This is a genomic window from Micromonospora echinofusca, assembly GCF_017614955.1.
GTDB classification, from domain to species: Bacteria; Actinomycetota; Actinomycetes; order Mycobacteriales; family Micromonosporaceae; genus Micromonospora; species Micromonospora echinofusca_A.
On the sequence record NZ_WVUH01000062.1, the window covers coordinates 1 to 25830 of the forward strand.

The 25830-nt window shown below is 72.6% G+C and carries 27 protein-coding genes and 2 pseudogenes; 21 read left to right on the forward strand and 8 right to left on the reverse strand.

What is annotated here, in order from left to right; genetic code table 11:
* Positions 1–295: 295 nt before the first annotated feature.
* The 10 genes from rpsP (at position 296) to GSF22_RS09955 (ending at position 6369) form a co-directional block, all read left to right on the forward strand.
* Positions 296–751: a 30S ribosomal protein S16 gene (gene rpsP / locus GSF22_RS09910; RefSeq protein WP_208813134.1), complete on the forward strand. Its 456-nt coding sequence runs from the start codon at positions 296–298 to the stop codon at positions 749–751.
* Positions 726–986, forward strand: coding sequence for an RNA-binding protein (locus tag GSF22_RS09915; RefSeq protein ID WP_208813175.1), 261 nt, complete (start codon positions 726–728; stop codon positions 984–986). The genes rpsP and GSF22_RS09915 overlap by 26 nt, the downstream gene beginning before the upstream one ends.
* Complete coding sequence (rimM, locus tag GSF22_RS09920; protein WP_208813135.1) at positions 986–1549, forward strand: ribosome maturation factor RimM; 564 nt, start codon at positions 986–988, stop codon at positions 1547–1549. The genes GSF22_RS09915 and rimM overlap by 1 nt, the downstream gene beginning before the upstream one ends.
* Before the next feature lie 159 nt (positions 1550–1708).
* Positions 1709–2527, forward strand: a complete 819-nt coding sequence (trmD, locus tag GSF22_RS09925; protein ID WP_208813136.1) for a tRNA (guanosine(37)-N1)-methyltransferase TrmD — start codon at positions 1709–1711, stop codon at positions 2525–2527.
* Between the two features lie 137 nt (positions 2528–2664).
* On the forward strand, positions 2665–3021 hold the full coding sequence (gene rplS / locus GSF22_RS09930; RefSeq protein WP_208813138.1) for a 50S ribosomal protein L19: 357 nt from the start codon (positions 2665–2667) through the stop codon (positions 3019–3021).
* Positions 3022–3188: 167 nt separating this feature from the next.
* The gene (gene lepB / locus GSF22_RS09935; protein WP_208813140.1) at positions 3189–4073 is read left to right on the forward strand and encodes a signal peptidase I; all 885 of its coding nucleotides are present in this window, start codon (positions 3189–3191) and stop codon (positions 4071–4073) included.
* Positions 4070–4711: a signal peptidase I gene (gene lepB, locus GSF22_RS09940; protein ID WP_208813142.1), complete on the forward strand. Its 642-nt coding sequence runs from the start codon at positions 4070–4072 to the stop codon at positions 4709–4711. Before lepB (GSF22_RS09935) ends, lepB (GSF22_RS09940) begins: the two co-directional genes overlap by 4 nt.
* Positions 4712–4775: 64 nt before the next feature.
* Positions 4776–5243 (forward strand): NUDIX hydrolase, encoded by a 468-nt coding sequence (locus tag GSF22_RS09945; protein WP_208813144.1) that lies wholly within the window; start codon positions 4776–4778, stop codon positions 5241–5243.
* Positions 5237–6049, forward strand: coding sequence for a ribonuclease HII (locus GSF22_RS09950; RefSeq protein WP_208813146.1), 813 nt, complete (start codon positions 5237–5239; stop codon positions 6047–6049). The genes GSF22_RS09945 and GSF22_RS09950 overlap by 7 nt, the downstream gene beginning before the upstream one ends.
* The gene (locus tag GSF22_RS09955) at positions 6046–6369 is read left to right on the forward strand and encodes a DUF2469 domain-containing protein (RefSeq protein WP_011905215.1); all 324 of its coding nucleotides are present in this window, start codon (positions 6046–6048) and stop codon (positions 6367–6369) included. The genes GSF22_RS09950 and GSF22_RS09955 overlap by 4 nt, the downstream gene beginning before the upstream one ends.
* Positions 6370–6567: 198 nt before the next feature.
* Here the strand turns inward: GSF22_RS09955 and GSF22_RS09960 are convergent, their stop codons facing one another.
* Complete coding sequence (locus tag GSF22_RS09960) at positions 6568–6741, reverse strand: hypothetical protein (protein WP_208813148.1); 174 nt, start codon at positions 6739–6741, stop codon at positions 6568–6570.
* Here GSF22_RS09960 and GSF22_RS09965 point away from each other — a divergent pair.
* Positions 6668–7207 (forward strand): annotated as a pseudogene (locus tag GSF22_RS09965) (murein hydrolase activator EnvC family protein); the annotation flags it as partial. The gene GSF22_RS09960 and the pseudogene GSF22_RS09965 overlap by 74 nt on opposite strands.
* A gap of 109 nt (positions 7208–7316) precedes the next feature.
* On the opposite strand, the gene GSF22_RS09970 reads toward GSF22_RS09965, so the two are convergent.
* Both GSF22_RS09970 and GSF22_RS09975 read right to left on the reverse strand, forming a co-directional pair.
* Entirely contained in the window at positions 7317–8510 is a 1194-nt protein-coding gene (locus GSF22_RS09970) for an aminotransferase class V-fold PLP-dependent enzyme (RefSeq protein ID WP_208813149.1), read from the reverse strand.
* Between the two features lie 98 nt (positions 8511–8608).
* Positions 8609–9439 (reverse strand): class I SAM-dependent methyltransferase, encoded by an 831-nt coding sequence (locus GSF22_RS09975; protein ID WP_208813151.1) that lies wholly within the window; start codon positions 9437–9439, stop codon positions 8609–8611.
* Positions 9440–9563: 124 nt separating this feature from the next.
* Here GSF22_RS09975 and GSF22_RS09980 point away from each other — a divergent pair, with 124 nt between their 5' ends.
* Entirely contained in the window at positions 9564–10256 is a 693-nt protein-coding gene (locus GSF22_RS09980; protein WP_208813153.1) for a winged helix-turn-helix transcriptional regulator, read from the forward strand.
* Between the two features lie 43 nt (positions 10257–10299).
* On the opposite strand, the gene GSF22_RS09985 is transcribed toward GSF22_RS09980, so the two are convergent.
* From GSF22_RS09985 to GSF22_RS10005, 5 genes are all read right to left on the reverse strand, one after another.
* Entirely contained in the window at positions 10300–11265 is a 966-nt protein-coding gene (locus GSF22_RS09985; RefSeq protein WP_244366907.1) for a tyrosine recombinase XerC, read from the reverse strand.
* A gap of 28 nt (positions 11266–11293) precedes the next feature.
* Entirely contained in the window at positions 11294–12685 is a 1392-nt protein-coding gene (locus GSF22_RS09990; RefSeq protein ID WP_244366920.1) for a serine hydrolase domain-containing protein, read from the reverse strand.
* A 439-nt stretch (positions 12686–13124) separates the two neighbouring features.
* Positions 13125–14327 (reverse strand): DNA-processing protein DprA, encoded by a 1203-nt coding sequence (locus GSF22_RS09995; RefSeq protein WP_439957755.1) that lies wholly within the window; start codon positions 14325–14327, stop codon positions 13125–13127.
* A gap of 73 nt (positions 14328–14400) precedes the next feature.
* Entirely contained in the window at positions 14401–15918 is a 1518-nt protein-coding gene (locus GSF22_RS10000) for a YifB family Mg chelatase-like AAA ATPase (protein WP_208813157.1), read from the reverse strand.
* 54 nt (positions 15919–15972) lie between these two features.
* On the reverse strand, positions 15973–16332 hold the full coding sequence (locus GSF22_RS10005) for a YraN family protein (RefSeq protein WP_208813159.1): 360 nt from the start codon (positions 16330–16332) through the stop codon (positions 15973–15975).
* Positions 16333–16547: 215 nt separating this feature from the next.
* Between GSF22_RS10005 and GSF22_RS10010 the strand changes: the two genes are divergently transcribed.
* From GSF22_RS10010 to GSF22_RS10050, 9 genes and pseudogenes are all read left to right on the forward strand, one after another.
* The gene (locus GSF22_RS10010) at positions 16548–17738 is read left to right on the forward strand and encodes a hypothetical protein (protein ID WP_208813161.1); all 1191 of its coding nucleotides are present in this window, start codon (positions 16548–16550) and stop codon (positions 17736–17738) included.
* 294 nt (positions 17739–18032) lie between these two features.
* Positions 18033–18854 (forward strand): 30S ribosomal protein S2, encoded by an 822-nt coding sequence (rpsB, locus tag GSF22_RS10015; protein WP_208813163.1) that lies wholly within the window; start codon positions 18033–18035, stop codon positions 18852–18854.
* A 240-nt stretch (positions 18855–19094) separates the two neighbouring features.
* Entirely contained in the window at positions 19095–19922 is an 828-nt protein-coding gene (gene tsf / locus GSF22_RS10020) for a translation elongation factor Ts (RefSeq protein ID WP_208813165.1), read from the forward strand.
* Positions 19923–20098: 176 nt separating this feature from the next.
* A complete protein-coding gene (pyrH, locus tag GSF22_RS10025; protein ID WP_244366910.1) occupies positions 20099–20866 on the forward strand; it encodes a UMP kinase in 768 nt (255 codons plus the stop codon).
* A gap of 59 nt (positions 20867–20925) precedes the next feature.
* Positions 20926–21483, forward strand: coding sequence for a ribosome recycling factor (gene frr / locus GSF22_RS10030; RefSeq protein WP_208813167.1), 558 nt, complete (start codon positions 20926–20928; stop codon positions 21481–21483).
* A 281-nt stretch (positions 21484–21764) separates the two neighbouring features.
* A complete protein-coding gene (locus tag GSF22_RS10035; protein WP_208813169.1) occupies positions 21765–23015 on the forward strand; it encodes a phosphatidate cytidylyltransferase in 1251 nt (416 codons plus the stop codon).
* Positions 23016–23116: 101 nt separating this feature from the next.
* Complete coding sequence (gene rlmN / locus GSF22_RS10040; protein WP_208813171.1) at positions 23117–24268, forward strand: 23S rRNA (adenine(2503)-C(2))-methyltransferase RlmN; 1152 nt, start codon at positions 23117–23119, stop codon at positions 24266–24268.
* A 31-nt stretch (positions 24269–24299) separates the two neighbouring features.
* Positions 24300–24584, forward strand: a pseudogene (locus GSF22_RS10045) (DivIVA domain-containing protein); the annotation flags it as partial.
* Positions 24585–24880: 296 nt separating this feature from the next.
* The coding region (locus GSF22_RS10050; RefSeq protein WP_307803879.1) for a carboxylate-amine ligase at positions 24881–25830 on the forward strand (950 nt) is incomplete at its 3' end.

Consider the following 25830-nt stretch of genomic DNA (forward strand, 5'->3'; position numbering starts at 1 on the left):
GCTCGGGACAGGGGCCGGGGGATCGTCGGTCGAGGGAGCACCGTCGGTCGCCGTGGCGGGTGACCGAGGTCACCGGCGGGTACGAACGGCGGTACCGGCCGGTCCGGTGCGCGACGTCCGGGTCGCGTCTGGCAGAATGGGTCGCTGGTATCCGGCGCGTGACCGGCGCCCTCTAACCCGGGCACGTCGTCAGTCCACCGAGCAGTCTCCGGCGCAAACCCCACTGCGCCGGTCGGCGCTCACCCGCCCACCGCCCGTCCGGGCCGGTGAGAATCGCAACAGGAGCGAACACACTGTGGCCGTAAAGATCCGGCTCCTGCGGATGGGTAAGATCCGCAACCCGCAGTACCGCATCGTTGTCGCCGACTCGCGCACCAAGCGTGACGGTCGGGCGATCGAGTTCGTCGGGATCTACCAGCCGAAGGAAGACCCTTCGGTGATCCAGGTCAAGTCGGAACGGGTCCAGTACTGGCTGTCCGTCGGCGCGCAGCCGAGCGAGGCGGTCCAGCGCCTGCTGGAGAAGACCGGTGACTGGCAGAAGTTCAAGGGCCTGCCGGCCCCCGAGCCGCTGAAGGTCGCGCCGGAGCGCGCCGACCGCAAGGCGGCGTACGAGGCCGAGGCGAAGGCCGCCGCCGGTGTGGCGGACACCCCGGCCAAGCCGGCGAAGAAGGCCGCCAAGGCCGAGGAGCCGGCCAAGGCCGAGGCCCCCGCCGAGCAGGCTGCTGCTGCCGACGCCGGTGAGCAGGCCTGACATGGCACTCCGGCCAGCGCTGGAGCACCTGGTCAAGGGCATCGTCGACCACCCGGATGACGTCCGTGTCCGGCTGGTCGACTCCCGTCGGGGCAAGCGACTCGAGGTGCGGGTGCACCCCGAGGACCTGGGTACGGTGATCGGGCGGTCCGGGCGGACCGCCAAGGCGCTGCGCCAGGTTGTCGGCTCCATCGGCGGGCGCGGGATCCGCGTCGACATCGTCGACTCGTACTGATGCTCCTGATCGTCGGCAGGATCGGTAAGCCGCACGGTATCCGCGGTGAGGTCACCGTGGAGGTGCGGACCGATGAGCCCGAAGCGCGGTTCGCCCCCGGCTCGGTGCTGCGCACCGAGCCGGGGGCGAGGCCCTCACCCGTCCCCGACGGGCAGCCGGTCCCCGGTGAGCTGTTCCAGGTACCCGCCGCACTGACCGTGGAGTCGGTCCGCTGGCACCAGGGTCGGCTGCTGGTGGTCTTCGAGGACATCCTCGACCGCGACGTCGCCGAGGCGCTGCGCAACACCCTGCTCTGGGTGGACAGCGCGGACGTGGCGCCGCCGGAGGACCCGGAGGAGTTCCACGACCACCAGCTCGTCGGTCTGGCCGTGGTGACCCCGGCCGGGGAGCAGCTCGGTGAGGTGGCCCGGATCGATCACGCCCCCGCATCGGATCTGCTGGTGGTACGCCGCCCGGAGGGGCGGACCGCGTTGATCCCGTTCGTCAAGGCGATCGTCCCCGAGGTGGATCTCGCCGGTGGCCGGGTCGTGGTCGACCCGCCCGGTGGCCTGCTCGACCTGTGAACCGTGCCGCCGGCCCCGGCCCTCCGGGCGGCGGTCCGACGGTCCGGGTCGACGTCCGACCGTCCGGTTGGCGGTCCGACGGTCCGGGTCGACGTCCGACCGTCGTCGGGCGGAGCAGGTCCGTCGATCCGCTGGAGCGCGATCCGTCAGGAGGATGGCATGCGCGTCGACATCGTCTCGATCTTCCCGGAGTACTTCGCCCCGCTCGATCTTTCCCTGATCGGGAAGGCCCGGTCCGGTGGCCTGCTCGACCTCACCGTGCACGACCTGCGGACCTGGACGTACGACGTGCACCGCACGGTCGACGACACCCCGTACGGCGGCGGGCCCGGCATGGTGATGCGGCCGGAGCCGTGGGGCGAGGCGCTCGACGCGCTGGCAGCCCCACCCGGTGCGGCCCCGGGTTCCCTGCCGGGTGGCGGTACGGCCGACGGGTGGCGCCCGCCCCGGCTGCTGGTACCCACCCCGACCGGGGTCCGCTTCTCCCAGGCGCTGGCCCACGAACTGGCCGCCGAGCAGCACCTGATCTTCGCCTGCGGCCGATACGAGGGCATCGACCAGCGGGTGCTCGACCATGCCGCGACCCGGATGCCGGTCACCGAGGTCTCCCTCGGGGACTACGTGCTCTTCGGTGGCGAGGTGGCGGTCCTGGTCATCATGGAGGCGGTCACCCGGCTGCTGCCCGGCGTGCTCGGGAACGCCGGCTCGCTGGACGAGGAGTCGCACGCCCACGGTCTGCTGGAGGCCCCGGTCTACACCAAGCCGCCGGTCTGGCGGGGGCACGAGGTGCCGGCGGTGCTCCGCTCCGGGGACCACGGGCGGATCGCCCGCTGGCGACGGGACGAGTCGCTGCGGCGTACGGCCGCCCGCCGGCCGGACATGATCGCCGCCCTGCCCGGGGACAGCCTGGACAAACGGGACGTGGCGACCCTGGGCGAGGCCGGGTTCCCGGTGCCGTCGGCCGATATGGCAAAGTAGTGGGGTTGCCGCACTCCCTCGCGCCGCGAGTGGGTGCGAGGATCCCCGACCGGGATCGGTCAGATCACCACCCGGGGATCAGAATCACCCATCCGCGTGCCGACCACCGGTACGCCGTGACCTCACGAGGTTGAACGATGAACATCCTGGACGTTCTCGACGCCCAGTCCCAGCGGGTCGACATCCCCGACTTCCGCGCCGGTGACACCGTCAAGGTGCACGCGCGGGTGGTCGAGGGCAACCGGTCCCGTGTGCAGATCTTCCAGGGCGTCGTCATCCGCCGCCAGGGTGACGGTCTGCGGGAGACCTTCTCGGTCCGCAAGGTCAGCTTCGGTGTGGGTGTCGAGCGGACGTACCCGCTGAACAGCCCGGCCATCGACCGGATCGAGGTCGTCACCCGCGGTGACGTCCGTCGGGCCAAGCTGTACTACCTGCGCGAGCTGCGCGGCAAGAAGGCCAAGATCAAGGAGAAGCGCGAGAAGCAGCCGAGCTGACGCGACCGGCGGCCTGGCCGGGGTACGGCCGGGCGAACTACGCTGATCGTACGAGCAGGGCTGAATCGCGGGCTGCGGTATTCGCAGCGGCACGACCCGACTACCGCTCGTGGGGCCGGACCGGCCCCCGGGCGGTAGTGTCGTATTCCGGGACCGGGGGAGCGGCGTTGGTGCATTCGGTGGATGAGGAGGGTGACGTCGATCCATGGCGTCGCCGGACCCGGCGCACCCGTCGCCAGATGCCGCTCTGGCAGGAGCTGCCGCTGCTGCTGGTCGTCGCCTTCTGCCTCGCGATCCTGATCCGCACCTTCCTGCTCCAGGCGTTCTTCATCCCGTCGGGGTCCATGGAGGACACCCTCCTGATCGGGGACCGGGTCCTGGTCAACAAGGTCGTCTACGACCTCCGTGACCCGGTACGCGGTGAGGTCGTGGTGTTCCGGGGGACCGACGGCTGGGCGCCGCAGGTCGACGAGGAGCCCGACGGGTCCTTCCTCAGCAAACTCGGCCGGACGGTCGGTGACCTGGTCGGGGTGGGCCGCCCCGGGGAGAAGGACTTCATCAAGCGGGTCATCGGGGTGCCGGGTGACCGGGTGGCCTGTTGCGACGACCAGGGGCGGGTCACCGTCAACGGCATCCCGCTCGACGAGACGTACGTGCTGCGCGACTCCCCGCTGGAGATCCCGCCGAACGGCCGGGAGTGCCGGTCCCGCCGGTTCGAGGAGGTGGTCGTACCCCCGGGGCAGCTCTTCGTGATGGGCGACCACCGGCTTGTCTCACAGGATGCCCGGTGCCAGGGGCCGGTGCCGATCGACAACGTCATCGGCCGGGCCTTCGTGATCGTCTGGCCGTCCGCCCGGTGGGCTTCGCTGTCCGTACCGGAGACCTTCGCCAGCGTCCCCACGCCGGTCGCCGCACCGGCGCCGGGGGTGTCCCCGCTCCGACCTGACCCTTCGGGAGGTATCGCCGTGGTTGTCCCGGTAACGGTGGCCCTGGGCGCTCTCGCGCGTTCCGGGCGGACGCACGTGCTCCGGCGACGTAGGCTCCACTCGTGATTGACGAGCAGACCGACAAACCCCGCAGCTCGTTCTGGCGGGAACTGCCGATCCTCATCGGGGTGGCGATCCTGGTGGCGTGGCTGGTCCGCGCCTTCGTGCTGCAAACCTTCTACATTCCGTCCCCGTCGATGGAGCACACCCTCAACATCTGGGACCGGGTGCTCGTCAACAAACTGGTGTACGACTTCCGTGAACCGGAACGTGGCGAGATCGTCGTCTTCAAGGCGCCGATCGAGTGGAGTCACAACCCCGAGGGGGAGGACTTCATCAAGCGGGTGATCGGGGTTCCCGGCGACCACGTGGTCTGCTGCGACCCCGAGGGCCGGATCGTGATCAACGGGCAGCCGCTGGACGAGCCGTACCTGTTCACCGAGAACGGCCAGCGCGACCAGCCGGCCAAGGAGGCGTTCGACATCACCGTGCCGCCCGGGCGGCTCTGGGTGATGGGCGACCACCGCTCGGCGTCCGGTGACTCGCTGGAGCACTGGCGTTCCTCGGAGCAGGACATCAACGAGGCGACCATCCCGGTCGACGACGTGGTGGGGCGCGCGTTCACCATCTTCTGGCCGGTCGGCCGGGCCACCGTGCTCTCCGTACCCGAGCAGTTCGACCGGATCCCCGAACCGCAGCGGTGACCGGCGACGATGGTCGGCCACGGGTGGCGTGGGCCGTCCGGTCCACGTCTCCTAGTCTGGTCCGGTGACGGCCCACACCCCTCGACGCGCGGCCCGGATCCTGCTCGTCGACGCGGCGGACCGGGTGCTGCTCTTCGCCGGTTCCGATCCGGCCCGCCCCGAGCACCGGTACTGGTTCACCCCGGGCGGTGGACTGGAACCGGGTGAGGGGTTCGCTGCCGGGGCGGTCCGGGAACTGGCCGAGGAGACCGGCCTGCGGGTCGCCGCCGCCGACCTGGGCGAGCCGGTCCACTGGGAGGTCACCCGGTTCTTCTTCGACAGCGTGCCGTACTGCCAGGAACAGGCGTTCTTCCTGCTCCGGGTGTCGGACTGGGTGGTGGACACGGCCGGATTCAACCCGGTGGAACAGGCCAGCATCCATGGGCACCGCTGGTGGTCGGTCGACGAGCTGTCGTCGACCGCCGACCGCTACTATCCGGCGGACCTGCCGGCCCTGCTGCGCCGCGTGTGGGGAGAGGAGGCGCCGTGCTGACCCCACCACGCACCGTCGTGCGCCGGGAGGGCGGGCTCTACGCCCTGGAACGGGCCCTGCAACGGCGGGGCTTCCGGCATGTGGCTGGCGCCGACGAGGCGGGACGGGGCGCCTGTGCGGGGCCGCTGGTCGCCGCCGCCGCGATCCTGCCCGAGGGACGGCGTGGCGAGATCGCCGAGCTGGCCGACTCGAAGCTGCTCACCCCGGCTGCCCGGGAGCGGGTCTACCAGGCGGTGTGCGAGCGGGCCCTGGCGTACGCGGTGGTGGTGGTCCCGGCGGTGGAGGTCGACACCCGGGGACTGCACGTGTCGAACCTGGCCGCGATGCGCCGGGCCCTGGCCTCGCTGGCCACCCGTCCCGAGTACGTACTGACCGACGGGTTCGGCGTCGACGGGCTGGACGTCCCCGGGCTCGCGGTGTGGAAGGGCGACCAGGTGGCCGCGTGTGTCGCTGCGGCGAGCGTACTGGCCAAGGTCACCCGGGACCGGCTGATGGTCGAGTTGGACGGACGGTTCCCGGAGTACGGGTTCGCCGAGCACAAGGGGTACGTCACCGCCGAGCACACCTCGGCGTTGCGGGCGCACGGCCCGTGTCCGGAGCACCGGTTCTCGTACGCCAACGTGGCGGCGATCTCGGGTCGGCAGGGGCGGCCACCCCGGGCCCGGCGTCCGGTGGGCATCGGTGGACGTGAGCCGATTCAGCACGCTGAGCCGGTAGAGGGTACCGTCGGCGTGGCGTTGGGCGAGCCGGCTCGGCCGTCGGCGCCGGTGGGGGAAGATGTGGGCATGGAAGGCGGAGTGCGATGAGCGCGGAAGACCTCGAAAAGTACGAGACCGAGATGGAGCTCCAGCTCTACCGGGAGTACCGCGACATTGTCCGTCAGTTCTCCTACGTGGTGGAGACCGAGCGCCGGTTCTACCTGGCCAACCAGGTGGACCTGCACGTCCGCAACTCGGACGGCGAGGTCTACTTCGAGGTGGAGATGCACGACGCCTGGGTGTGGGACATGTACCGTCCCGCCCGCTTCGTGAAAAATGTTCGGGTGATGACGTTCAAGGACGTCAACGTGGAAGAGTTGGAGAAGCCCGATATCTCGTTACCGGCAGATTCCGGCTTCGGTAGCTGACCGCCGAGCCGGCGGGCGGGGTTCCCGCAGCCGGCCGAGCCGCCGGCCCACCATGTCCCCCACGGGTGGTGCCGGCCGCCGATCCGACGTCACCGGTTCACCCTGACGGACCCGGTTCACCACCCACGCCGGCGCGCAGGCCGCCCGAGCCTGACGGGCCGGGCGTTGTCCGGAACGTCCCACTGCGCCCATAGCAGATCAACTCGTCAACCGGGCATTTTCCACAGCCACCTGGTTGTCCACAGGTGGATCGTTCTCCGTTTGCCCGAAGCCGGCCCGACCGGCGACGCTCCGACCCATGTGGATGTTCTCCGCGCGCCGGGCGGCCGGGTACGCGCCGCTGCTGCTGACCGTGTCGACGCTGCTGTCCACGCTGCCTCCGCCCGCCGGCGCCGCCGTACCGGTCCGCCTGCCGGCCGTTGCGGCCACAGCGTTCCGCTGGCCGGTGGACGGCACACCGCGACCGGTCCGCCGGTTCGCGCCGCCGCCCCGACCGTGGCTACCCGGCCACCGGGGGGTGGATCTGGCGGCAGCACCGGGCACGGTCGTCCGGGCCGCCGGAGCCGGGCGGGTGCACTTCGCCGGCCCGGTCGCCGGTCGACCCGTGCTGAGCGTCGCGCACCACACGGGACTGCGGACCACGTACGAGCCGGTGCGGCCGTTGCTGTCCGCCGGTACCCCGGTCGCCGCAGGAGAGCCGATCGGCGTGCTACTGCCCGGACACCCCGGCTGCCCGGCGGTCGCCTGCCTGCACTGGGGGCTGCGCCGGGGCGCGGAGTACCTGGACCCGCTGGGGCTCCTCGGGCTCGGTCGGGTCCGCCTGCTGCCGCTCGACGGACCGCCCGCCGGCACGGTGGTCGGCCGGTGGCAGGCAGCCGGCCCGTCGTCGGTCGGCCGGTGGCAGGCCCACCCGTCGTCGTCCGCGGTCGGGCCATCGGCCGGTCCGGTCAGTGCGCTGCGGCCAGCACCCCGGGCAGCCCGTCGGCGAGCCGGTCGTACTCGTCGGCGTAGTTGTAGACCTGACCGCAGAGGCGCAGCCAGCCCCGACCCTGCCAGCCGACCACCGCCACCTCGGCGGCGAGCCGGTCGGAGATCAGTCGGTGCAGGGCGACGGCCGCGTCGGTCGTGGTGGCCACCCCCGTCGGCAGCGGAACGAGCCGCATCGACACCCCCGGTCCGCCGGGCTGCGGCAGGTCGGCGGGGGCCAGGCCGAGCGCTTCGGCCACCACCCGTTGGCCGTACGCCACCAGCGCCGCGTTGTGCTCGCGTACCCGCTCCGGGCCGAGGGTGCGCAGGACGTGCAGCCCGGTCGGGGCGGCCAGCCACCCGGTGTAGTCCTGGGTGGCCTGCCATTCCACCCGTGGCGGGAAGCCCTGCTCCTGTAGCCAGGACACGACCAGCGGCTCGATCCGTTCCCGCCACGCCGGGGCGACCACCAGCAGGGCGGTGCCCCGTGGCGTGTACGCCCACTTGTGCAGGTTGCCCACCCAGAAGTCGGCGCCGACCGCGTCCACCGGGGTGGCCAGCATGCCGGGGGCATGCGCGGCGTCGACCAGCACCGGTACGCCGTGTTCCCGGGCTGCCGCGACGATGGCGGTGGCCGGGAAGAGCCGGGCGGTGGGGGAGGTGAGCTGGTCGACGACGAGCAGTCGGGTCCGGCCCGGCCGCAGCCCGGCGCGGACGATACCGACGATCTCCTCGTCGGTGGCCTGCAACGGCACGGCCAGGGTCCGGGTGGTTGCCCCGGTGAGCCGGCACTCCCGCTGCACCGCGAGCCCGACCGCGCCGTACCCGTGGTCGGTGGTGAGCACCTCGTCGCCGGGGCGCAGGCCGAGCGAGCGGAGCACGATCGCCGCCCCGCTGGTGGCGTTCGGGACCAGGGCGGCGCCCTCCGGGTCGGCACCGAGGAAGGTGGCCAGATGCCGCCGGGTGTGCGCGATCCGCTCGGTCAGATCCGACCGGAAGAACCGCATCGGGTTGGACTCCATCTCGGCACGGAACCGCTGCTGGGCCCGCTGCACGGCGATCGGCACCGCGCCGTAGGCCCCGTGGTTGAGATGACTGACCGCCGGGTCGAGCGAGAAACACTGCCGAATGTTGTCCCACCCGACGTGGACACCCTCGATGAGTCGACCGGACATGGGAGAACCCTACGGCCCGGACGGAGGTGTCGACCATGACCACCGGAACCCCGGCAGCCGTGGCCGGGTCTGCCCGGTGTGGCCGACCCGGCGTCCGCTCAACCGCTCCGGCGTGCGGTGAGGAGCAGGTACTCCCACCGCATCGTTCCAGCCGCCATGTGTCGTCCGGCCAGCTCCACGAGATCCTCGTCGAGGGCGGCGACCCGCGCGGGATCGTCGGCGATGCCCCGGTACGCGGCGACCGTCGGCCCGTAGTTGGCCTTGAAGTAGTCGCGGAACGCCTCGGGGCTGGCGAACCGGTCCACCGTGACGGTCTCGCGCCGCACCACCACGTCGGTGACCCGGTCCCCGAGCAGTGCCCGGACGTGCTCCTCGACGCCCCACAGTGGCGGGGGCTGCGCGCCGGGCGGCGGTGGTGGCAGGTACGCCTTCATCGTGCGCAGCATCTGCCCGAGGAACCCCTCCGGTGTCCAGCTGATCAGGCCGATGGTGCCGCCCGGCCGGCAGACCCGGACCAACTCGTCGGCGCTGACCTGGTGCCGGGGTGCGAACATCACGCCCAGGCAGGACAGCACATGGTCGAACTCGCCGTCGGCGTACGGGAGGGCCTCGGCGTCGGCCTGCTGCCACTCCAGCTCGGCGCCCCGCCGGGCGGCGAGCGTCCGCCCGGCTGCCAGCAACTCCGGCGTCAGATCGCTGGCGATCACGCTCGCCCCGGCCAGCGCCGCGGGGATGGCCGCGTTGCCGCTGCCGGCGGCCACGTCGAGCACCCGGTCGCCGGGGCCCACCCCGGCGGCCCGGACCAGGACCGCCCCCAGCTCCGGGATGACCTCGTCGGCGACCGTGGCGTAGTCGCCCAGCGCCCACATCTGCCGATGCTTCGCCTTCACCGCCCGGTCGGTCTCGGCCGCCCAGGTCTGCACGCTCATGACGTCTCCTCCACTCGTCCTGGAGCAGACGGTAGGCAGCGGCGGGAGAGCCACCTAGTACGAGATCTGTACCGGCGCCCGACGCTGCTGGCCGCGCCCGCCGCTGCCACGTAGCCTGCGTGCCATGGGGGCCGGTTACCGCCAGTTCTGTCCGATCGCGAAGGCCATGGAACTGCTCGACGAACGCTGGACGCTGCTCGTCGTACGGGAGTTGGTGAGCGGATCCCAGCGGTTCAACGACCTGCGTCGGGGACTGCCGAGGATGTCGCCCACCCTGCTGTCCCGGCGGCTGCACCAACTCGTCCGGGCCGGCGTGGTGGAGCGCCGCGTCGAGGGCGGTGAGGTGCGGTACGTCCTGACCCGGGCGGGACACGAGCTGCGGCCGGTGCTGGAGGCGCTCGGCGCGTGGGGCACCCGCTGGATCGGTGAGCTGGGCGACGAGGACCTGGACCCGAAGCTGCTGCTGTGGGACATGCACCGCCACGTCGACCACGCCGCGGTGCCCGGTGGACGGACGGTGGTCCACTTCCGTTTCCGCGACGTACCGGCCGACCTGTCTGCCTGGTGGCTCGTCATTACCCGGGACGAGGCCGACATCTGCGACGTGGATCCCGGGCACGCCGTGGCCGTGACGGTGACCGCGAGCCTACGCGGCATGGTGCGTGTCTGGCGCGGCGACCTGACCTGGCCGGAGGCCCTGCGAACCGGGGTCGTGTCGGTCACCGGTCCGGAGGCGCTGCGCCGGGCCCTGCCCCGGTGGTTCACGCTCTCCGACTTCGCCGCCGTACCCCGGCCGGCGCCGTCCGGATCCGGGTAGGCCGGCTCCGCCCTGCGATCCGCCGAGGACACCCGCCACCCACTCAGGCCCGTGGATGGGCCTGCCGGTACGCGGCACGCAGCCGCTCCACCGAGACGTGGGTGTAGATCTGGGTACTGGCCAGCGAGGCGTGTCCGAGCAGTTCCTGCACGGCGCGCAGGTCGGCACCCCCCTCCAGCAGGTGCGTCGCCGCCGAGTGGCGCAGACCGTGCGGGCTGGTCGGTGGCAGACCGGCGGCCCGGGCGTACCCGCTGACGATCCGGCGGGCCACCGTCGGGGTGAGCCGGCCACCCCGGGCCCCCAGCAGCAGCGCGTCGCCGCTACCCGGGCCGGCCAGGACGGGCCGACCCTGCCGCAGCCAGACATCCAGAGCCTGCTGGGCCGGCAGGCCGTACGGCACGGTCCGCTCCCGGTTGCCCTTGCCGAGTACCCGCACCACCCGACGACCCTGGTCGACGTCCCCGGTGTCCAGGCCGCAGAGTTCACTGACCCGGACCCCGGTGGCGTAGAGCAGTTCGAGCAGCAACCGGTCCCGCAGCAGCACCGGCTCCGGTTCGACGTCGGGCGCCTCCACCGGCGCGGCGGCCTGTTCGGGCGCCTCCACCAGCGCGGCGGCCTGTTCGGGGCGGAGTACGGCCGGCAGTTCCCGCCGGGGCCGGGGACTGGCCAGACCGGCGGCCACATCGGACCCGGTCAGCCCCGTCCGGTGTGCCCAGACGCTGAACGTCCGAGCCGAGGCGGCCCGGCGGGCCAGCGAGGTACGCGCGGCACCGGTCGTGCGCTGCCGCGCCAGCCAGCTACGCAGGACGCCGAGATCCAGCCCGGCCGGCGTGGTGCAGCCCATCCGGTGGGCATGGTCGAACAGGGACACCAGATCGGCGACGTACGCCCGGACGGTGTGCGTTGACCGGTTCTCCACCCGGGACAGGTGCCGGGCGAAATCGTCCACCGCGTCCCGCATCGGCTGCGGCAGGGCCGCGTGCCGTTCCCGGGTACTCCCGCCGCCCATCGCTCCCGTCCTGGGTGTGTGCCTGCTCCTACCGGCCGAGCCGGGTGCCGGGGCGTACCGCCGAGCCGACCACGTCGGCGACGTCCACCCGGGTCGGATCGGGGTCGGCCCAACTCCAGTTGGGGTGTGCCCGGTTGGTCAGCAGGACCAGGACCAGCCTACGGCGGGGCTCGACGAGCAGCGAGGTGCCGGTGAACCCGGTGTGTCCGAAGGTCGCCGCCGAACTGAGCCGGCCCATGAACCAGGGCTGGTCGAGCACCACCCCGAGGCCGTGGTCGGAGGTCCGGTTGGGTCGCTCCGGATCGACTGCGGGCAGCCCGGCGTTGGCGTTGCCGAGCATCCGTCGCACCGTGCTCTCGGCGAGGATCCGCCGGCCGTTGAAGGTACCGCCGTCGAGCAGGAGTTGCCCGATGACGGCGACCTCCTGCGCGGTGCTGAAGATGCCGGCGTGCCCGGCGATGCCGCCCAGGTGGTTGGCGACGTCGTCGTGTACGACGCCGCGCAGCAGGCCCCGGGAGGTCCGGGCGTCGGTGGCGACCAGTCGGGTGGCCCGGTCGGTACCGCTCAACCAGGTGTCCGGGTTGAAACCGGTCCAGCGCAGCCCGAGCGGGTCGGTGAGCTGGGTCTTCAACGCCTGGTCCAGCCGCTGGCCGGTGACCTTCTCGACCAGTTTGCCGGCCACCATCAGACCCACGCTGGAGTACCGGAAGACCGTCCCCGGCACCGCTCCGCTGACCAGCGGGGTGGCCAGTACCGCCGCCCAGCGTTCGGCGTCGCTGGAGTAGCCGGTCACCTTCGCCCCGACCGGCAGGCCGCTGCTGTGGGTCAGCAGCATGGACACGGTGACGGTCGACTTGCCGGTACCGGTGAACCCGGGCAGGTAGTCGACCACCGGTGCGGCCAGGTCGAGCCGTCCCGCGTCGACCTGCTGGAGCAGCAGGATCGCGGTGTAGACCTTGGTGATCGAGGCGAGGTCGAAGATCGAGTCCGGTCGCATGGCGACCCGTTTGTCGGCGGGCAGGAGCACCGGGCCGGCGCCGTAGCGCAGTGCCTCGCCGACCGGGACGAGCACCTGCTGCCGGCCGGCCACCTGGGTGAGGGCCACCGCCCCGGCGTACCCGGGGTGGTCGGGGTTCTCCCGGGTGGGTGCGAGGTAGCGCCGCAGTACCGTCTCGACCCTTGGCCCGTACCCGGCGGCTAGGGGTGGCCCGCTGGTGGGACTCACCGCGACCCGGGGTGCGGTGCCGGCCGGGCCGGCCGACGTGCTCGCGGCGGTGCGGCCCGGTGTCGTCCCCGCCGGGGTGGCCGATCCGGTCGACCAGCGGTTGCTGGGCTGTTCGGCGCAGCCGGCGACGGCGGCAGTCGCGGCGGCCAGCCCGAGACCGAGCAGCGATCGACGAGGAAGCGACACGGGAGGCATCATGTCACGGGTGGCGGCGACGGTCGGTGTCCGCGACGACGGGCGGGCGGCGGGTACGGCCGACGCCACCGCCACGTCCGACCACCGCGAGCCCCGGTGGTAGTCGTCGTCGACAGGCGGGAGGCGATGCAGATGGGCGGCTCGCGGCGGAGGCTCGCCGTACCGGGACTCATGCTCCTCCTGTCGGTGATCCTGTTGCCCGAAACCGTGGGTGAGGGGACCTGGCGCGCCTGGGTCGGGGTGCCTGCGAGCGCTGTTGTCCTCTGGTGGTTCGTCCGTGAACTCGGCGCGTCGGTGCGGAGGGATCAGGCGGCCGGTTCCGTCGGTGTCGGGCCGGGGGATGCCTGCCCCACCTCAGACGGCGGTCCCAACGGGGAACGCTGAGGACGTCATGCCGACGCGACTACCGGCCCGGCCCAGGGCACGACTGACCACCCTCCTACGTCTCATGCCGTCCCCGTGCTGCCAGCTTCGCCGGCGGGGCGAGGGCGTACCCGCCGTCGCGCCGGACCACCAGACCGAGCTGCTCCAGCAGGGACAGCTTGCGCAGGACCACCCGGACCTCCACGCCGGCCCGGGCGGCGAGCGCGTCCGGGCCAGCCAACCGACGACGGGGTACCACCTCCAGCACAGCCGCAGCCTCGTCGTCGAGGTGGTCGTGCGGGCGTTCCGGGCCCCGCACCGCCGGCGCCAGGTCGGCCCCGATCCGACCCACCTCCTCCAGCACCTGTGGCACCCCGGTGACCAGCCGGGCCGCCGGGAACTCGCGGAGCAACTCGTGCGCGCCGACCGACATGGCCGAGGTGACCGGCCCCGGCACCACCATCGCCGGCCGGCGTACCGCCAGCGCCCGGTGCAGGGTCTGCGTCGCCCCGCTGCGCGCCGACGCCTCCACCAGCACGCTGCCGGCGGTGGCCGCCGCGATCACCCGGTTGCGGATCAGGAACCGGGGGCGTAACGGCTCCGCTCCCGGCGGCCACTCGCTGACCAGCAGACCGGTCTCCGCGATCCGGTCGAACAGCGCGGTGTTGCCCATCGGGTACGGCCGGTCCACCCCGCAGGCCAGCACCGCCACGGTCACCCCACCGGCGTTCAACGCACCCCGGTGCGCCGCCGCGTCGATGCCGAACGCACCGCCGGAGACCACCGTCCACTCCCGCTCGGCCAGGCCGTAACCGAGACCGGTGGCCACGTGCGTGCCGTACCCGGTGGCCGCCCGCGCGCCGACCACCGACACCGACCGGTCCAGGATCTCGGCCAGCGGCCACTGCCCGCGTACCCAGAAGACCAGTGGCGGCGCTGTCTCCTGGTCGACCCGGCGTTGCGCGCCCGACAGGGCGAGCAGTCGCAGGTCGCCCACCCGGACCGGCCACTCCTCGTCCTCCGGGGTGACCACCCGGGCGCCCAGCCGCTCGGCCCGGTCCAGCGCCTCGGCGGCCACCGCCCGGGGATCACCCGACGCCATCCGGGCCGCCACGGCAGCCCGCAGCCGGTCGTCCGGCGCCTCACCCGTCACCAGCAGGTCCAGGGCCGCCACCGGGCCCAGCCGTTCGACCAGCCGCCACACCGACCACGTACCCGGCTCGGACAACCAGGTCAACGCCACCCGGGCCAACCGCCGTTCCTCAACGGTGCTCACCACGAATCTCCCGTCCTGTGCTTCTGCTGCTCCGTGCCGGTTCCACCGCTGCCCGGTCGCGCCCGTTGCCGGTCGGTCACGCTCCTCCCGTCCGCAGTTGCAGGGCCTCGGCCACGTCGTCGCGGTCGGGGCGGTCCCGGCCGTCCAGGTCGGCGACCGTCCAGGCGAGTCGGATCACCCGGTCGAAACCCCGGGCGGAGAGGGCGCCACTGTCCAGCCGGCGGCGCAGCTCCCCGGTGTCGCGGGCCGGCAGGCGCCACGGTGGACGGCGCAGTTCCGGCCCGGGTACCTCCGCGTTGAGCTGCCGTCCGAGCGGCGCCCAGCGGGCGGCGGCGACCTGGCGGGCCGCCCGGACCCGGGCCGCCACCACCGCCGACGGTTCGCTGGTGGCGGTGGTCTCCATCAGTTCCGCCGCCCGCACCGGCAGCAGGGTCACCTGTACGTCGATCCGGTCCAGTAGCGGACCGGAGAGCCGGCCGAGGTAGCGCCGCCGGGCCAGTGGGCTGCACTCGCAGTACGCGTCCCCGGCGGGTTTCGCGCAGGGGCAGGGGTTGGCGGCGATGACGAGCTGCACCTGGGCCGGGTACTCGGTACCGCCCTGGCTGCGGACCAGACGGACCAGACCGTGCTCCAGCGGTTGGCGTAACGCCTCCAACGCGCCCTTGGTGAACTCGGGCGCCTCGTCGAGGAACAACACCCCCCGATGGGCCAGCGAGATGGCACCCGGCCGGGCCAGCCCGCTCCCGCCGCCGACCAGGGCCGGCACCGTCGCGGTGTGGTGCGGCGCCTGGAACGGCGGCCGGCGGATCAACCGCCCGTCGGCCGGCAGCAGCCCGGCGATCGAGTGCAGGGCGGTGACCTCCAGCGCGGTGTCGTCGGCCAGGGCCGGCAGGATCGAGGGGAGCCGCTCGGCGAGCATGGTCTTGCCGGCTCCGGGCGGCCCGAACAGTGCCAGGTGATGACCTCCCGCTGCCGCCACCTCCAGGGCCCGGCGCCCGGTCTGCTGCCCGGCGACGTCGGCCAGGTCGGCGCCGGGGAACGGTGCCGCAGGCGGATCGGCGGGCGGTTCGAGCAGCGGCGTACCGTCCCGGACGAACGCCACCAGCCGGTGCAGGGTGTCCACCGCGCGGACCCGGATCCCCGGGACGACCGCCGCCTCTGCCACGTTGCCGACCGGTACGACCACCCGGTCGATGCCGGCCCGGGCAGCGGCGGCCACCATCGGCAGGACCCCCCGGACCGGCCGGACCGTACCGTCCAACCCGAGCTCGCCGAGCACCACCACCCCGGCCAGCGGCAGCAGGGGCAGCTCACCCGAGGCGCCGAGTACCGCCGCCGCGATCGCCACGTCGAAGGCGGAGCCGTACTTCGGCAGGGTGGCCGGGAGGAGGTTGACGGTGAGTCGCCGGTTGGGCCACTTCTGCCCGGAGTTGACCACGGCGGCGCGTACCCGGTCGCGGGCCTCGTGCAGCGCGGTGTCCGGCAGCCCGGAGAGGACCACCGCCGGCAGGCCGGGGGCCAGGTCCGCCTCGACCTCGACCAGGTGCCCGGTCACCCCGACCAGCCCCACGCAGAGCACCTTCGCGTAGCTCATGCCGGCCACTCCCCGAGCCTTCGGACCCGGTCGGCGGCTGCGGTGGCGGCCATCTCAGAACGCCCCCTTCAGGTGTTCGACGCGGGCGGCACCGGCGGCCGGCAGGTACACCGACAGCACGTCGAAGCGCAGGTCGTCGGCGTGGGTACCGGTGGCGGCCAGCCACTCGACGGCGAGCCGGCGCAACCGGGCGGCCTTGCCGCCCACCACCGCCTCGGCCGGACTGCCGAACCGGTCACCCCGTCGGGTCTTCACCTCGCAGAAGGCGAGCACGTCACCGTCCCAGGCGACGATGTCCAACTCGCCCTGCCCGCCGCGCCAGTTCCGGGCCACCACCCGGAGTCCGGCCCCGGTCAGGTGACGCACCGCGCACCGTTCGCCGTACGCCCCGACCGCCTGCCTCGCCCTCGTCATGGCGCTGACCGTGCCGGGTCACCCCGGTCCGCGCCACCGGCCGGGCCCGTCCTGTGGAGAACAACGGACGCTGTGGAAAACCGGACGATCATGCACTCCGTGTGCTATGGGGAACACCCTGTGACAACCGCTTCCAGCAGCGGAAACGTGCTTCCGGCGGTACGTCGGTGGGTCGAATGGCGCTGGGGTGAACAGTTCACATACGGTGCCAGACCGTGGACGGACAACGGAGCTATCCCGAAGACCAGGAGTCGCGCTGGTACGGCGCCGAACGCGGTTACGACGAGCCGGAGTGGCGGGGCGGGGGCGAGGACCGCTACCGCGCCGAGGAGCACCGGGTGCCGGAGCAGCGCGGGGGCGGCATCGGGGAGAGCCGGTACGCCGATCTGGGCGAGCCGGGCAACGGACGGTACGCGGAGACCGGGCGGTACGGCACAGGTGACGCGCTCAGCCCCGAACCCTTCGAGACCGAGCCGTACGGCACTGGCCGCCCGCGCCGATCCGACCGGCACGCCTCCGATCGGCTCGGCTCGGGCCGGTTGCCGGACGTGGACGCGTTGGGTTCGGGTCGGTTGCCGGAGGTGGACGCGCTGGGTTCGGGTCGGTTGCCGGACGTGGATGCGCTCGGCTCGGGTCGGCTGCCGGAGGTGGATGCGCTCGGCTCTGGTCGGCTGCCCCGGGTGGATCCGTTGGGGGCCGACCGGGTGGCCGACGTCGACGCGTTGGGTTCCGGCCGGCTGCCCGAGGTGGATCCCCTGGTCGGCCGGCGGGCCGAGACCGACCCGCTCGGCGGTGCGGGGACGTCGAGGAGTGGCCGCAACGGTGCTGCCGGGCACGGACCGGCCGTCGACCGGGGTACGCCGCCCGAGGCGGTGCCCGCTGTCGACCACGATCCGGGTACCGATCCGGGGCGGCCGGCCGGGCTCACCGCGTACCCGGTCATCCAGCCGACGCGCAGCGGCCCGGTGGGGTCGGACGGCGGCCAGCCGACGGTCGGTCCCGCGCATCCGCTCGACCAGCCGACCGGGCCGATGCCGGCGGTCATGCCCCGGCTGGACGGGCCGCCGCCGGCCGACCCGGAGCTGATCCGCCCGGCCGGGGAAGGGGTCTACCGCACCCGCCGGCCGGCCCTGGCGGTGATCTACGCGGTGCTGGTGCTGATCTTCGAGGTGCCCGCGCTGCGGGTGCTGTTCAGCGGGGTGGTCGACGATCCGGTGTCGCCGGCACACGTGCTGTCCGGCACGTTCCTGGTGTGCGGTCTGCCGATCTTCGCTGCCGGTCTCTACGGCCTGGGTACCGGCGCGGTGTCGCTGACCGAGCCGGGACGGGTGTGGCTGCGGCCCCCGACCGCGTACCTCACCGTGGCGCTGGCGCTGTTCCTCGCGGCTGCCCTCGCGGCGGGCTGATCCGGCACAGCCGAGCGGGCAGATGTGTTAAGAAGGGCCCCTTTACCTACGTAAAGCGATAAGAAGGGGCCCTTCCTTACACCCTGTGAGTCGGAGGGCCGGCGGGGGCGTACACTGGGCGACTGGCGACCGCCTCAGGCGGTCGACCTCGCGCGTCCTCCCCACGGTCCTTCCGTGGGGCGACGGTCCCCTGGTCCCGACCCCGGTCGGGCCCACCATGGCCGGCGACCAGGCGCCAGGCGCCCGGCCGCCGGCCGGGCGAGACAACCAGGGATCGTGAAACGGAGCCCCACCATGGCCGTAGTGACCATGCGTCAGCTGCTGGAGAGCGGTGTCCACTTCGGGCACCAGACCCGGCGCTGGAACCCGAAGATGAAGCGCTTCATCATGACGGAGCGCAACGGCATCTACATCATCGACCTGCGCCAGACCCTCGACTACATCGAGAAGGCCTACGACTTCGTCCGGGGCACCGTCGCCGAGGGTGGCACCATCCTCTTCGTCGGCACCAAGAAGCAGGCCCAGGAGGCCATCGCCGAGCAGGCGACCCGGGTCGGCCAGCCGTACGTCAACCACCGCTGGCTCGGCGGCATGCTGACCAACTTCCAGACGGTGTACAAGCGGCTCCAGCGGATGAAGGAGCTGGAGGCGCTGGGTGACCTGAGCGGCACCGCCGCCGGTTACACCAAGAAGGAGACCCTCCAGCTCTCCCGTGAGAAGACCAAGCTGACCCGCACCCTGGGTGGTCTGCGCGACATGCAGAAGCTGCCGGCGGCGATCTGGGTGGTCGACACCAAGAAGGAGCACATCGCCGTCGACGAGGCGCGCAAGCTGCGCATCCCGGTGATCGCGGTGCTCGACACCAACTGCGACCCGGACGAGGTCGACTTCCCGATCCCGGGTAACGACGACGCGATCCGCTCGGCCGAGCTGCTGACCAAGATCGTCGCCTCGGCCGTGGCCGACGGTCTGATCGCCCGCTCCGGTCGTCGCCGCGGTGACGAGAAGCCCGAGGCGGGCGTCGTCGGCGCCGACGAGCCGCTGGCCGAGTGGGAGCGCGAGCTGCTCGAGGAGCCGAAGAAGTCGGACGAGCCGGCGACCGCCTCGGCGGAGTGACCGCACCGGTCCGGTCCGCCGGTCGCCGTCGCGGCCGGTGGACCGGACCGGTCCCGCCGGATCCTCCCCACCGCTGGCCGGGTCCGTCCGGCCCGGTCGGGGTCGGGTGTCCGGCACCCCGTCGGTGGTTCCCGGCGTAATCCGGACCGGCTCCGGGTAAGTCCCGGAAGGTTCGTCCGGCACTCCGGGTAATCCGCACAAGACCATCCCACCGCAGCCTCAACGATCGAAGAGAGAGCCATGTCCCAATTCACCGCCGCGGACGTCAAGAAGCTCCGCGACCTCACCGGCGCCGGCATGATGGACTGCAAGAAGGCGCTGACCGAGGCCGAGGGCGACTTCGACAAGGCCGTCGAGATCCTGCGCGTCAAGGGTGCCAAGGACGTCGGCAAGCGGGCCGGTCGGACCGCCGCCAACGGTCTCATCGCGCACTCCGGCAAGGCGCTGCTCGAACTCAACTGCGAGACCGACTTCGTCGCCAAGACCGACGCCTTCATCGCGCTGGCCCAGCAGCTCGTCGAGCACGGCGTGGCCGCCGGCGTGTCGAACGCCGAGGAGCTGCTCGCCTCGACGCTGGACGGCAAGACCGTGGCCGACGTGGTGCAGGAGCAGTCCGCCAAGATCGGCGAGAAGCTGGTGCTGAACCGCTTCGCGAAGCTGGACGGCACCACCGCCGTCTACCTGCACCGCAAGAGCCAGGACCTGCCCCCGGCGGTCGGCGTGCTGGTCGAGTACACCGGCAAGACCGACGAGGCCGGCGACTCGGACGCCCGCGCCGTCGCCATGCAGATCGCCGCGATGCGGCCGAAGTACCTCACCCGGGACGAGGTGCCGGCCGAGGTCGTCGAGTCCGAGCGGCGGATCGCCGAGCAGACCGCCCGCGAGGAGAACAAGCCCGAGGCCGCCCTGCCGAAGATCGTCGAGGGTCGGGTGAACGCCTTCTTCAAGGACTACGTCCTGATCGAGCAGTCGTCGGTCGCCGACAACAAGAAGACCGTCAAGCAGGTGCTGGCCGAGGCCGGCATCGAGGTGACCCGCTTCCTGCGGTTCGAGGTCGGCCAGGCCTGATCCGCTGACCCCGGTCGCCCCTGACCGGGGCGGCCGGTCGGGTGCGCAACGAAATCGAAGAGGAGGCCGCCGGTGTACGTGACAGGCACCGCGGCCTCCTCGTCACATAGGGTCGGCAGCGGCAGGTTCGCAGGACGCGGCGCGCCGGACGTGGCCGCGACGGAAAGGCGGGGCGGATGACGCAGGTTGTGAGTGACCGGAGCCTGGCGGAGGAAGACCCCACGGCGCCGCCGCCCGGACGGTCCCGCCGGGTCGTGCTGAAGCTCTCCGGTGAGGTGTTCGGTGGCGGGGCGATCGGCGTCGACCCGGACGTCGTACAGGCCATCGCCCGGCAGATCGCCACCGTGGTACGCCGCGGCGTGCAGGTCTCCGTCGTGGTGGGCGGGGGCAACTTCTTCCGGGGCGCCGAGCTGCAGAAGCGGGGCATGGACCGGGCCCGGGCGGACTACATGGGCATGCTCGGCACGGTGATGAACTGCCTCGCCCTCCAGGACTTCCTGGAGAAGGAGGGCATCGAGACCCGCGTGCAGAGCGCGATCACCATGGCCCAGGTCGCCGAGCCGTACATTCCGCTGCGGGCGATCCGGCACCTGGAGAAGGGTCGCGTCGTGATCTTCGGCGCCGGCGCCGGAATGCCGTACTTCTCCACCGACACGGTGGCCGCGCAGCGGGCGCTGGAGATCCACGCCGACGTGGTGCTGATGAGCAAGAACGGGGTGGACGGCGTCTATTCGGCCGACCCGCGTACCGACCCCGACGCCAGCAAGTTCGACTCGATCACCTTCTCCGAGGTGCTGCGTCGCGGCCTGCGGGTCGCCGATGCCGCCGCGTTCAGCCTCTGCATGGAGAACGGCCTGCCGATGCTGGTCTTCGGCGCCGAAGGGGACGACACCATCATCCGGGCCGTGGGCGGCGAACGGATCGGTACCTTGATCACCGCCTGAGCGACCGTTGGACCTACAGCAGAGCCCACAACAACGCAGAGAAGGAGGCGAGGGGACAGGTGATCGACGACACCCTCCTCGAGGCCGAGGAAAAGATGGAGCGGGCGATCGAGCACGCCAAGGAGGAGTTCGGGGCCATTCGTACCGGCCGCGCCACTCCGGCCATGTTCTCCAAGGTCATCATTGACTACTACGGCACCCCCACGCCGCTGACCCAGATGGCCTCCGTCGGGATCCCCGAGCCCCGGATGGCCCTCATCAAGCCGTACGACGCGTCGCAGCTCGCCGCGATGGAGAAGGCGATCCGTGACTCCGACCTCGGCGTCAACCCGAACAACGAGGGCAACCAGCTCCGGATCCTGCTCCCGCAGATGACCGAGGAACGCCGCCGGGACATGATCAAGGTGGTCCGGCAGAAGGGTGAGGAGGCCAAGGTCGCCGTCCGTAACGTCCGGCGCCGTGGCAAGGAGGAGCTGGACCGGATCGTCAAGGACGGCGAGGCCGGCGAGGACGACGGCCGTCGCGCCGAGAAGGAACTCGACGACCTGACCCAGAAGTACGTGGCGCACATCGACGAGCTGGTCAAGCACAAGGAAGCCGAGCTTCTCGAGGTCTGACGGCTCCTGCGGCCGGGCGGGTCGCACCGCCGGGGTCCCCTGACGTGGGGCTCCGGGCAGATCGGTCCCCGCCCGGCGCTGCCCGGTGCAGTACGCTCGGCGGGATTCCGGGTGACGACGGGGTGAAGCCACGGAATCGGTCCCGCCAACGGCCGGTGCGACCGGCTGCCGGGCCGGGCTCCGCAGCCGGCGGGATAACCAGAAGGACAATAAGTCGCCTAGGGGTTGATCTTGATCGTGCGTTTTGTGGCGAGCCTCGTAGTACGCCCGATCGAGGTCTGATGTCCCATCTCGACCCCTACGGCAGTACCGAGCCCCGCAGTTGGGACCGCCCCACCGCGCCCACCGGCCTGCCCTGGCCGGCTGAGCGGTCGGCCCCACCGCCTCCGGCCGAACGTTCCGCCCCGCTGCCTCCGGCCGAGCGGTCGGCCCCGCTACCGCCGATTCCGTCACCGGACCCGCGCAACGGCTACCCGTACGAGCCGGCTGGTGGGCCGGACAACGGGTATCCGTACGAGCCGGCTGCACCGGACGACGGGTATCCGTACGAGCCGGCTGGTGGGCCGGACGACGTGCCGCCGACCGACCCGCTGGCGGAGCCGACCCGGCCACCGCGGGGCCGGCGTCGGGCGGGCCGCCGCCGGGCCGGTCGCCCGGTCCAGCCGTCGGTACCCGCCGGTACCGCACCGGGGGCGGACACCCCGCCCGCCGCCGGCCGGCAGAGCCGGGCCGGACGTAACCTGCCCGCCGCGATCGGGGTGGGCGTCACCCTCGCCGCCGTCGTGCTGGTACCCCTGTTCCTCTTCCGTCCCGCCTTCCTGGCCGTGGTGGCCGTGGCGGTCGCCGTCGGTAGCTGGGAGATGGCGCGGGCGGTCCGCCGGGCCGACGCCAACCCGCCGCTGGTACCGCTGCTCGCCGGTGCGGTGCTGATGGTCGGCCTGGCCTGGTGGGCCGGGCCCGACGCGCTCAGCCTCGGGCTGCTGGTCACCGTGCTGGCCGCGATGGTCTGGCGGCTCGCCGACGGTCCGGCCGGCTACCAGCGCGACCTGACCGCCACCGCGCTGATCGCCGTGTACGTGCCCTTCCTCGGCGGGTTCGCGGCCCTGCTCGCCGCACCGGACGACGGTCACCTGCGGGTGCTGGTGACCCTCGCGGCCGTGGTCCTCTCCGACACCGGCGGGTACGCCGCCGGCGTCACGTTCGGCCGGCACCCGATGGCACCCACCGTCAGTCCGAAGAAGTCCTGGGAGGGCTTCGCCGGCTCGGTGCTGGCCGCCGCGCTGGGTGGCGCCCTGCTGCTCTGGTCGTGCTTCGACGTCGCCCCCTGGTGGGGCGCGCTCTTCGGCCTGGCGGTCTCCGGCGCCGCGGTCCTCGGCGACCTCGGTGAGTCGATGATCAAACGGGATCTCGGCGTCAAGGACATGAGCAACCTGCTGCCCGGTCACGGCGGCCTGATGGACCGCCTGGACTCGATCCTCTTCGCGGCCCCGACGGCGTACCTGTTGCTGACCGTGCTGGTCCCGGTGGTCTGAGTCGTGCGTCACGCCCGGACGGCGCCGTCGGAAGGTTCAGGTCCGGAACGGCACCTCCGGTCAGTCATCCGCGCCGGTCGGCGTGGGAGACTGGACGGGCCATGACGAGCCTGCCACTGATCCCCAGCAGTCCGGATGCCCCTGCCGCGCGCCGCGCCTCGATGCCACCCCGGCACCTCGCCGACCTCGATCTGCCCGGCCGTCAGGCCCTGGTCACCGAGTTGGGTGAGCCGGCCTTCCGGGCCCGGCAGCTGTCGAACCACTACTTCGGGCGGCTGGTCCGCGACCCGGCGGCGATGACCGACCTGCCGGCCGCCACCCGGGACCGGCTCGCGGCCGAGCTGCTGCCCACCCTGCTCACCCCGGTACGCGAACTGGCCTGCGACGACGGCGCCACCCGCAAGGCGCTCTGGCGGCTGCACGACGGCTCGCTGGTGGAGAGCGTCCTGATGGGCTACCCGGACCGGGTCACGGTCTGCATCTCCAGCCAGGCCGGCTGCGGCATGGCCTGCCCGTTCTGCGCCACCGGCCAGGCGGGGCTGACCCGTAACCTCTCCACCGCCGAGATCGTCGACCAGGCGGTGTACCTCGCCGGGGTGGCTGCCTCCGGTGCGGTTTCCGGCTCGCCGCCGCGACTGTCCCACGTCGTGTTCATGGGGATGGGTGAGCCGCTGGCCAACTACTCGCGGGTCGTCGCGGCGGTACGCCGGCTCTGTGCTCCCGCGCCCGAGGGACTGGGCCTGTCGCAGCGGCACATCACGGTGTCCACCGTCGGTCTGGTGCCGGCCATCCGCAGGCTGGCCAGCGAAGACCTCTCGGTGACCCTTGCGTTGTCGCTGCACGCGCCCGATGATGAGCTGCGCGACGAACTCGTGCCGGTCAACCAGCGCTGGAAGGTCGCGGAGGTGCTGGATGCGGCGTGGGGCTACGCGGCCCGCACGGGCCGTCGGGTGTCGATCGAGTACGCCATGATCAGGGATGTGAACGACCAACCGTGGCGCGCCGACCTGCTGGGCCGGCTGCTGGCCGGCCGGCTGGCCCACGTGAATCTCATCCCGCTCAACCCGACCCCGGGCAGCCGGTGGGACGCCAGTCCGAAGCCGGTCGAGCGGGAGTTCGTCCGCCGGTTGCGGGATGCTGGTGTCTCCACCACCGTGCGGGACACCCGGGGCCGGGAGATCGACGGTGCCTGCGGCCAACTGGCCGCTGCCGCGGACGAGAGTGGGACGGCGTCGAGCGGGGCTACGGCGTGACGTGGCGTAGCGAACGAAACCAGGAGACATAGTGGCGAGTCAGGGTCAGCGTTTCCGGCGCAAGGCGCTCCGCCGGGGCTACAAGGTCGACGAGGTGGACGCCTTCCTGGACCGGGTCGAGGCGACACTCGCCGGTGAGCCGGTGGGCCCGCCGGTCGCCTCCCAGGAGGTCCACGACGTCGTCTTCCGGGTCCGCTTCAACGGCTACGACGAGTGGCAGGTCGACCTGCACCTCGACCGGGTCGAGCGACAGCTCGCCGAGTTGGAGGAGCGGGGCGGTCCGGCCCGGGGACCGGAGCCCCGGATGCCGGAGCGGACGGCGCTGCTGGCGGGCCTGATGGCCCGGTTGCTCGCCGGGGCCGAGCCGGTCACGTCGGTGGCACCCGGGTCGGTGGCACCCGGGTCGAGGACGCCTCGGTCGAGGGCGGCCGGATCGATGTCGGTCGCGTCGATGGTTGCCGGCCCGTCGCTGCCGGGCGCGGCGGAGGGTACCGGTTAGCCTGACAGCCAGCCGCGGTCCGGCGGCGTCGCGGCGAGTGGAGGGCGGGTCGGCTCCGCATGGTTTCCGGGCAGGTTGCTGGGTGGGACGTCCCGCCGGGTCCCCGTTTCGGCGTGGAAGAGGAGTTCCTGGTCGTCGATCCGGTGACCCGCCGGGTGGTGCCGCACGCGGCACCTGTCGTCGCCCGGGCCGCGGCGCGGCTCGGGTCGCGGGTGTCCGGTGAGATCACGAAGCTGCACGTGGAGACCCGGACGGATCCGGTGTCGTCGGCGGGTACGTTGCGGGAGCAGCTGACCGAGGCGCGGCGGGTGGTCGTCGAGTCGGCCGCCGCCGAAGGACTGTGGGTGGTCGCGGCCGGCACGCCGGTGCTGCCGGGGCCGTCGGTGCCGCCGGTGACCGAGGGGCCGAGGCAGGACCGGGGTACGGCGACCTTCCGGGGGCTGCACGACGAGCTGGCGATCTGTGCCCTGCACGTGCACGTGGAGCTGCCGGACCGGGAGCGGGCCCTGCGGGTCAGCAACCACCTGCGGGCGTACCTGCCGTTGCTGCTGGTCTTGACGGCCAATTCGCCGTACTGGGACGGACGGGACTCGGGGTATGCGAGTTGGCGGACGATGATCTGGCCGCGGTGGCCGGTTGCCGGGCCGCCGCCCCGGTTCACCTCGCTCGCCCACTACGAGCAGGTGGTCGGGATGCTGCTGACGGCGGGGGCGACGGTGGACACCGGCACGCTGTTCTGGGACGTCCGGCCGTCGGTGACCCACCCGACGTTGGAGGTCCGGGTGGCGGACGTGCCGGTGACCGCGCAGGAGTCGGTGCTGTACGCGGTGCTGGTGCGGGCGTTGGTGGTGACCGCGTCGGAGGCGGTGGACCGGGGTGACGACGGGCCGGACATCCCGGCGGAGGTGCTGCGGGCGGCGTACTGGCGGGCGGCCCGGGACGGGCTGGCCGGGGAGCTGCTCGACGTGCGGCCCGGCCGGCTGGTGCCGGCCCGGGAGCTGCTGGCGGAGCTGGTGCGTACGGTGCGGCCGGCGTTGCGGGCGCACGGTGACGAGGAACTGGT

Bases quoted from the DNA above. Each gene is read 5' to 3' on its own strand.
- GSF22_RS09955 (WP_011905215.1), top strand. From the start codon at position 6,046: ATGAGCGCGGAAGACCTCGAAAAGTACGAGACCGAGATGGAGCTCCAG.
- rlmN (WP_208813171.1), top strand. From the start codon at position 23,117: ATGACGAGCCTGCCACTGATCCCCAGCAGTCCGGATGCCCCTGCCGCG.
- trmD (WP_208813136.1), top strand. From the start codon at position 1,709: ATGCGCGTCGACATCGTCTCGATCTTCCCGGAGTACTTCGCCCCGCTC.
- GSF22_RS10005 (WP_208813159.1), bottom strand. From the start codon at position 16,332: ATGACGAGGGCGAGGCAGGCGGTCGGGGCGTACGGCGAACGGTGCGCG.
- rpsB (WP_208813163.1), top strand. From the start codon at position 18,033: ATGGCCGTAGTGACCATGCGTCAGCTGCTGGAGAGCGGTGTCCACTTC.
- GSF22_RS09970 (WP_208813149.1), bottom strand. From the start codon at position 8,510: ATGTCCGGTCGACTCATCGAGGGTGTCCACGTCGGGTGGGACAACATT.
- GSF22_RS10000 (WP_208813157.1), bottom strand. From the start codon at position 15,918: ATGAGCTACGCGAAGGTGCTCTGCGTGGGGCTGGTCGGGGTGACCGGG.
- GSF22_RS09975 (WP_208813151.1), bottom strand. From the start codon at position 9,439: ATGAGCGTGCAGACCTGGGCGGCCGAGACCGACCGGGCGGTGAAGGCG.
- tsf (WP_208813165.1), top strand. From the start codon at position 19,095: ATGTCCCAATTCACCGCCGCGGACGTCAAGAAGCTCCGCGACCTCACC.
- GSF22_RS09990 (WP_244366920.1), bottom strand. From the start codon at position 12,685: ATGCCTCCCGTGTCGCTTCCTCGTCGATCGCTGCTCGGTCTCGGGCTG.
- pyrH (WP_244366910.1), top strand. From the start codon at position 20,099: ATGACGCAGGTTGTGAGTGACCGGAGCCTGGCGGAGGAAGACCCCACG.
- GSF22_RS10035 (WP_208813169.1), top strand. From the start codon at position 21,765: ATGTCCCATCTCGACCCCTACGGCAGTACCGAGCCCCGCAGTTGGGAC.
- GSF22_RS09985 (WP_244366907.1), bottom strand. From the start codon at position 11,265: ATGGGCGGCGGGAGTACCCGGGAACGGCACGCGGCCCTGCCGCAGCCG.
- rimM (WP_208813135.1), top strand. From the start codon at position 986: ATGCTCCTGATCGTCGGCAGGATCGGTAAGCCGCACGGTATCCGCGGT.
- rplS (WP_208813138.1), top strand. From the start codon at position 2,665: ATGAACATCCTGGACGTTCTCGACGCCCAGTCCCAGCGGGTCGACATC.
- GSF22_RS09980 (WP_208813153.1), top strand. From the start codon at position 9,564: ATGGGGGCCGGTTACCGCCAGTTCTGTCCGATCGCGAAGGCCATGGAA.